This window comes from Aquiflexum lacus (genome assembly GCF_015476655.1).
Classification (GTDB): domain Bacteria; phylum Bacteroidota; class Bacteroidia; order Cytophagales; family Cyclobacteriaceae; genus Aquiflexum; species Aquiflexum lacus.
In genome coordinates, this window is sequence record NZ_JABFHF010000006.1 from 213,622 (window position 1) to 219,621 (window position 6,000).

A 6,000-nucleotide genomic window follows, 5' to 3' on the forward strand; every position below is an offset into this window, starting at 1 on the left:
AAACAAAGATTTTTGACATCATTTATAGGCTTTTCTATTTGTTGAAAATTCATGTCAGGACAAGAATCAAATACAAAGATTATTTTGGAACAAAAGGAAAGCCAATCCTTGTCCAACAAACCTGCAAAGGTTTTGCGAACGGTGGATGTGGTAGCTTTGGTTGTTGGTATTGTAATCGGCGCCGGAATATTCCGTACACCTTCGTTGGTAGCTGGGAATGTGGATTCTGGTTGGGTTATGCTTCTGGTTTGGGTGCTCGGCGGCTTTGTTTCATTGGCAGGCGCTCTATGCTATGCCGAACTTACCACGGCATTTCCCAATACAGGAGGAGATTATTATTTTTTGATGAGGGCTTTTGGTAAGAGGGTAGCTTTTCTATTTGCTTGGGCAAGAATGAGTGTGATACAGACAGGATCTATTGCTTTATTGGCATTTATCTTTGGAGATTATGCTTCGGAAATCTACGGAATCGGGCCCTATTCTTCTGTTATATATGCAGGATTTGCCGTTGCAATCCTCACGCTCGTTAATCTCAGGGGGGTAAATATGGGGACCGGCGCGCAAAAGATATTAACCTTGTTTGAAGTTTTGGGTTTGATTGTACTGATTTTTGTGGGTTTGTTTGTTTTGTCACCTAATTCTGAGTCAATTCAGGTTAGGGAAACCAATTCAGGCAATTCATTGGGCCTTGCTATGGTTTTTGTGCTGTTGACGTTTGGAGGGTGGAATGAAGCTGCTTATATATCCGCCGAAATGAAGTCAGGGCAAAAGTGGATTGCCAAGGCTTTGATTTTCGGGATTTTGCTCATTACGGCAATATATTTATTGGTTAACCTGGCATTCTTAAGGGGTTTGGGACTTTCCGGGATGGCCGGGTCCAATGCTATTGCCAGTGACCTGATGGGGAATGCTTTTGGGAAACCCGGCGTTGTGCTGATATCCGTTTTAGTAGGCATAGCAGCGCTGACATCTGCCAATGCCACGATTTTTACAGGGGCAAGGTCAAATTATGCATTGGGCAGGGATTTCCCTGTGTTTGCATTTATGGGAAAATGGAAAAACGGTTCTGAAGGCCCTGTCAATGCTTTTATCATTCAAGGTGTAATTGCCATGGTATTGGTCAGTTTTGGTTTGTTTTCAAGAAGTGGATTCGAAACCATGATCGATTATACTGCTCCGGTTTTCTGGTTTTTTCTGTTGATGGTCGGACTGGCATTGTTTGTTTTGAGAAGAAGAGAACCCAATGCCGCAAGACCCTTCAAAGTCCCATTCTATCCCATATTGCCCTTGGTATTCTGTTTATCAAGTTCCTACTTGCTTTATTCCAGTATCGCATACACCGGATGGGGTGCTTTTGTAGGGATATCGGTTTTGCTGGCAGGTGCTTTGTTGCTTTTATTCAAACCTTCTATCATCACATCCGGTGCTGATAATTCAACCTGAATCAAAATGTTAAGCTCAATGATATGAACAGCGTGTAAGTAGTGATTTCTTCAACCTAAAAATCAAAAGAATATGAAAACAATTCAGAATTTATCCCTTTCACTCCTGATAAGTATAGGAGTTTCATGTTTGGCCATTGCCCAAGATGTAGTATATGTTCCGACACAGCAGAAGGTGGTCGATGCCATGCTTAAGTTGGCCGATGTGAAAAAATCCGATATTGTCTATGACCTTGGTTGTGGTGATGGGCGGATGGTAATCACTGCTGCCAAAACCTATGGAACGAAAGGAAAGGGCATCGACATTGATCCCCAAAGGATTAAGGAAGCCAATGAAAATGCACAAAATGCAGGGGTGACTGATAAAGTTGAATTTGTCCTTGCAAATCTGTTTGAAGCGGATGTACGGGAAGCTTCCGTGGTTACGCTGTACCTTTTGGAATCATTAAATCTGAAATTAAGACCTAAATTGCTTGAACAGTTAAAGCCGGGTTCCAGGGTTGTTAGCAATACTTTTAGTATGGGTGATTGGGTTCCGGATAAAGTGGAATCTGTAGATGGCTATACCATTTACCTATGGACCATTCGGTGATCTTTGAAAAAATACGTACATGATTATTTTTTTATTAAAAGTTCTCCAATCAAAGTAATGTATTAAATACTTCCAAATACTAAACCCTGAAGACATGAAAGCAATGATAAATAAAAACACGTTTCTCTTACTGTTGATTACAGTTATAATTTCTACCGCATGCTTCAGCCAAGAACCCAAAGATCTTGATGAAAAAGTTGAGAAATTTCTGGATGAGAACCGGCAACAATGGCGGGATCTCAATGTCCCTTTTGGAGACGGGAAAATTATCCATGATCTCATCGTTGAAAACAATTACCAATCAGCACTTGAGATTGGAACATCCACAGGTCATTCCACCATTTGGATTGCTTGGGCGCTGAGTAAAACGGGTGGGAAACTGATCACCGTTGAGTTGAATGAAAAAAGACAACAACAAGCAATAGCAAATATCAAAAAGGCAGGACTTTCGGATTTTGTGGAATTTAGGCCTGGAGATGCCCATCAGATCGTCAAAGAACTGAAAGGACCTTTTGATTTTGTGTTTTCGGATGCAGATAAAGATTGGTATGTTCAGTACTTCAAGGATGTCCATCCCAAACTTAAAAGAGGAGGTAGATTTACAGCACATAATGTGCTTCAAAATATAGGTGGTATCCGGGAGTTTATGGAATTTGTCAACAAGCATCCCGAATATATCACCACAGTGGATAAAAGCAGCAGCTCGGGAATAGCGATCAGTTTTAAAAAATAATCTCTATTATTGGTTAAATTTTAAAATAAGTAGCGTAGAAAATATGAATAATGAATTAATAAAAAGAAATAATATAAAAATTTATGGAAAAGGTTCACAGCCGATTGTTTTTGCCCATGGCTATGGTTGTGATCAGAATATGTGGCGATTTATTACCCCTGCTTTTGAGAAAGATTATCAGATTATTTTGTTTGACCATGTGGGATCTGGAAAATCAGATGCCAACGCATATGATTTTGAAAAATACAGTTCTCTCAAGGGGTATGCGAATGACTTGGTAGAAATTTGCACTGAATTGAATCTTCAAAGGGTGATTTTTGTAGGCCATTCAGTAAGTAGTATGATTGGGGCTTTGGCAGATGTGGAAAGACCGGAACTTTTTGAAAAATTGATATTCATAGGGCCATCCCCATCTTACATCAATGAAAATGGATATTTTGGGGGATTTTCAAAGGAGGATATTGATGAGCTCATAGAAACTTTGGAGAGTAATTATTTAGGTTGGTCAAGTTTCATAACTCCCGTCATCATAGGAAACCCGGAAAAGCCGGAGTATTCCGAAGAACTTAGGAACAGTTTTTGCAGCATGAACCCTGAAATTGCCAAGCATTTTGCAAAAGTGACCTTTCTTGGAGATAATCGAGAGGATTTACCAAAGGTTTCGACCCCTGCCTTGATTATCCAATGTCACCCTGATGTAATAGCCCCTGTTCAAGTTGGAGAATTTGTTCATAACCAAATGCCTTTAAGCAAATATGAACTTTTGGACACTCCCGGTCACTGCCCTCACCTTACTGCTCCTGAACAAGTTATTGATAGTATACAAACTTATTTAAAAAACTGAACCTTGAATACCCAACCAATCTTAGAAGAAGCAGAAGATCTTTACCAAAATGCACCTTTTGGCTATTTATCTATGCGAGAAGACGGACTTATTATCAATATAAATGGCACATTACTGGATTGGTTAGACTATGAGCGAGACGAGATAGTCTATCAGAAACCCTTTCAGGAATTATTGGGGATGGGCGGGAAGATTTACTTTGAAACACACATGTTGCCCCTGCTACAAATGCAGGGGGAGATCTCTGAGATAAACATCGAGCTTAAAACAAAAGAATCAATCAAGTTGCCCACTTTGGTCAATGCAAAGCGCATTCCCGCACGTTCGGGTTCCCAATCGGTCTACAGGCTTTCTGTTTTAGATATCACTCAGCGCAAACAATATGAGTTGGAGTTAAAGAAAGCCAGAGAAAAAGCTGAACAAACTGTTAAAAGGCTTAAACAGGTCAATGAGGATTTGGAACAATTCGCCTATACGGCCTCTCATGATTTGCAGGCTCCTTTGAATACCATATCCGGTTTGATGGGTTTGTTGGAGCTGAATGGTTATTTTCCTGATGGTAGTGAGGGGAAGAAGTATTTTTCACTCATCAAGAGTAATGCGGAGAGAATGAAGATGATGATCAAAGACCTACTTGAATATTCTAAAATAGATGGGGATGAGTTGGAGTTTGATGAGGTTTCTTTAAATGAGGTTTGTGGGTATGCGCTTGAAATGATAGAAAATCAGGTAAACGAAAGTAGTGCAACTTTTTTAATAGCAGAATTACCAATAGTTTTTGGGGATAAGATTCAATTGGTAAGGCTATTTCAGAATCTTTTTAGTAATGCTATCAAATATCGCTCTGAAAAAGACCCGGTGATAAAAGTGGAATTTGAAGAAAACGCTGATGAAATTACTGTTTTTGTCAAGGATAATGGGATGGGATTTAAACAGGAGTTTGCCGATCAGGTATTTGGATTTATGAAAAGACTACATACCCATAGCAGTATATCCGGGACGGGTATTGGACTTTCGGCTTGCAAGCGGATACTTGAAATTCATGGAGGGACAATCGGGGCAAAATCGGAGCCGGGAATAGGAAGTAATTTTTATTTCAAACTCCCAAAAAATGGGCCTATGACAAAAACTGTGTAAGTTGATTTCTTTGCTTACCACTGTCTTACAAGTCTTGGATAAGGTAAAATATCTATTCTTTTTTATTGGAAGTAGCGACTTCTCTATGCAGTTTCCACATTCCATCATTCTTATCCTTTTTGAGAATTGCCAAAAATGTATCTGAAATTACTACTGGTTTTCCTTCTCCATTGGTATAATAAACTGAACTGGTACCAAAGTCATAAGCAACACTATCACTGACAATAATGGTTTCCTCAGGTCTCATTACTAAACTGTCGTAGCTAAATAAGTCATTAGGATTGGCTCTAAGTGTTTTATATTCTTCCCATTCTCCGCAAATAGGGGTTAGGGAAATCAGGTCTGCCGTTGCAAATTTTTTTAAATCACCATAGCGTTTTTCTTTGATCGCTAGCTCAAATCCTGCTCTAGTATCTTCAATAGATTCTAATTCTTTTTGAATATCAATTGCCTCGCGGTTATTTGAATTTGATTGTAATTTATCTCCATTCTCGTTACAGGAAATGATAGCAATTGCTAAAAGAAATATTGTGAAGTATCTCATAATTTTGTGGTTTTAAGTTGTTTAAAAATTTTTGCCAACGGGATTCAGCTTGGAGACGGCGGGCTTTCGGAGACGTTCTCTTTCAACCTATTCCTAACTTCTTAAAGATAGTAAACTTTCAATTTACTTTGAACCGCCCGCTGTATCCAAGGTGATGTGTGTGCCCAGCAAGGGCATCTGGTATCGAAGATACCAAATTATTCCAGAGGGTGAAAGTCCCTTGCAGGCAAGTTGGTGAAGCCTGCTAGTAAGTCGCAAAGCCTGTCCCGAGTATCGGGGCTGGTTGCCGTGAGGCATACAGTGAAGCCCGCCTCCCGGAGGACAGGGAAGCGAGACTGCAAAATCCGGTACTGACGAACAGAGCCTGTCCCGATTTTCGGGAAACGGCATACGGAGGCCAAAAAGGGAGGGTAAGTATCCGCCAGCTGGCGGATTGCAAAGCCCGTGACCGACAATCCCTTTTAGGTAGATGCCGCAGGAATCAGGGCTGAGCACGGGAGTGCGAAGAGCCAGGGTGAGCGCTGGGGAATATGTCCTTATCCCGTTGTCACGGGACAGGCTCTGGGGAGATCTCGGACTTCACGAGTTGAAGACTGAGAAGTCAGCAAGTAGCCAATTGGACTTGAGCCTACAGAAAAGTAGGAGTTCTCACGTGTCTCGTCCTGAAAATGGTTGACACTTTTGTTTTTCAAATATAGTCAGTGTTTC

At 40.6% G+C, this 6,000-nt stretch carries 6 protein-coding genes; 5 read left to right on the forward strand and 1 reads right to left on the reverse strand.

The window, feature by feature from the left end:
• Nucleotides 1-51: 51 nt before the first annotated feature.
• The 5 genes from HMJ38_RS08165 to HMJ38_RS08185 all read left to right on the forward strand — a co-directional run bounded on the left by HMJ38_RS08165 (nucleotide 52) and on the right by HMJ38_RS08185 (nucleotide 4,748).
• Nucleotides 52-1,443, forward strand: a complete 1,392-nt coding sequence (locus HMJ38_RS08165; RefSeq protein ID WP_194973875.1) for an APC family permease — start codon at nucleotides 52-54, stop codon at nucleotides 1,441-1,443.
• A 72-nt stretch (nucleotides 1,444-1,515) separates the two neighbouring features.
• Entirely contained in the window at nucleotides 1,516-2,034 is a 519-nt protein-coding gene (locus tag HMJ38_RS08170) for an SAM-dependent methyltransferase (protein ID WP_194973876.1), read from the forward strand.
• A gap of 94 nt (nucleotides 2,035-2,128) precedes the next feature.
• On the forward strand, nucleotides 2,129-2,767 hold the full coding sequence (locus tag HMJ38_RS08175; RefSeq protein ID WP_194973877.1) for an O-methyltransferase: 639 nt from the start codon (nucleotides 2,129-2,131) through the stop codon (nucleotides 2,765-2,767).
• Nucleotides 2,768-2,810: 43 nt separating this feature from the next.
• Nucleotides 2,811-3,611 carry an alpha/beta fold hydrolase gene (locus HMJ38_RS08180; RefSeq protein ID WP_194973878.1) on the forward strand — a complete coding sequence of 267 codons (801 nt, stop codon included), beginning with the start codon at nucleotides 2,811-2,813 and terminating at the stop codon, nucleotides 3,609-3,611.
• Nucleotides 3,612-3,614: 3 nt separating this feature from the next.
• Nucleotides 3,615-4,748 carry a sensor histidine kinase gene (locus HMJ38_RS08185; RefSeq protein ID WP_228779955.1) on the forward strand — a complete coding sequence of 378 codons (1,134 nt, stop codon included), beginning with the start codon at nucleotides 3,615-3,617 and terminating at the stop codon, nucleotides 4,746-4,748.
• Nucleotides 4,749-4,800: 52 nt separating this feature from the next.
• On the opposite strand, the gene HMJ38_RS08190 is transcribed toward HMJ38_RS08185, so the two are convergent.
• The gene (locus HMJ38_RS08190) at nucleotides 4,801-5,292 is read right to left on the reverse strand and encodes a Cif family virulence factor (RefSeq protein ID WP_194973879.1); all 492 of its coding nucleotides are present in this window, start codon (nucleotides 5,290-5,292) and stop codon (nucleotides 4,801-4,803) included.
• Nucleotides 5,293-6,000 lie beyond the last annotated feature (708 nt).

What these genes read in the sequence shown, in the direction of transcription:
- HMJ38_RS08190 (WP_194973879.1), bottom strand. Translation starts at nt 5,292, where the DNA reads ATGAGATACTTCACAATATTTCTTTTAGCAATTGCTATCATTTCCTGT.
- HMJ38_RS08170 (WP_194973876.1), top strand. Translation starts at nt 1,516, where the DNA reads ATGAAAACAATTCAGAATTTATCCCTTTCACTCCTGATAAGTATAGGA.
- HMJ38_RS08175 (WP_194973877.1), top strand. Translation starts at nt 2,129, where the DNA reads ATGAAAGCAATGATAAATAAAAACACGTTTCTCTTACTGTTGATTACA.
- HMJ38_RS08180 (WP_194973878.1), top strand. Translation starts at nt 2,811, where the DNA reads ATGAATAATGAATTAATAAAAAGAAATAATATAAAAATTTATGGAAAA.
- HMJ38_RS08165 (WP_194973875.1), top strand. Translation starts at nt 52, where the DNA reads ATGTCAGGACAAGAATCAAATACAAAGATTATTTTGGAACAAAAGGAA.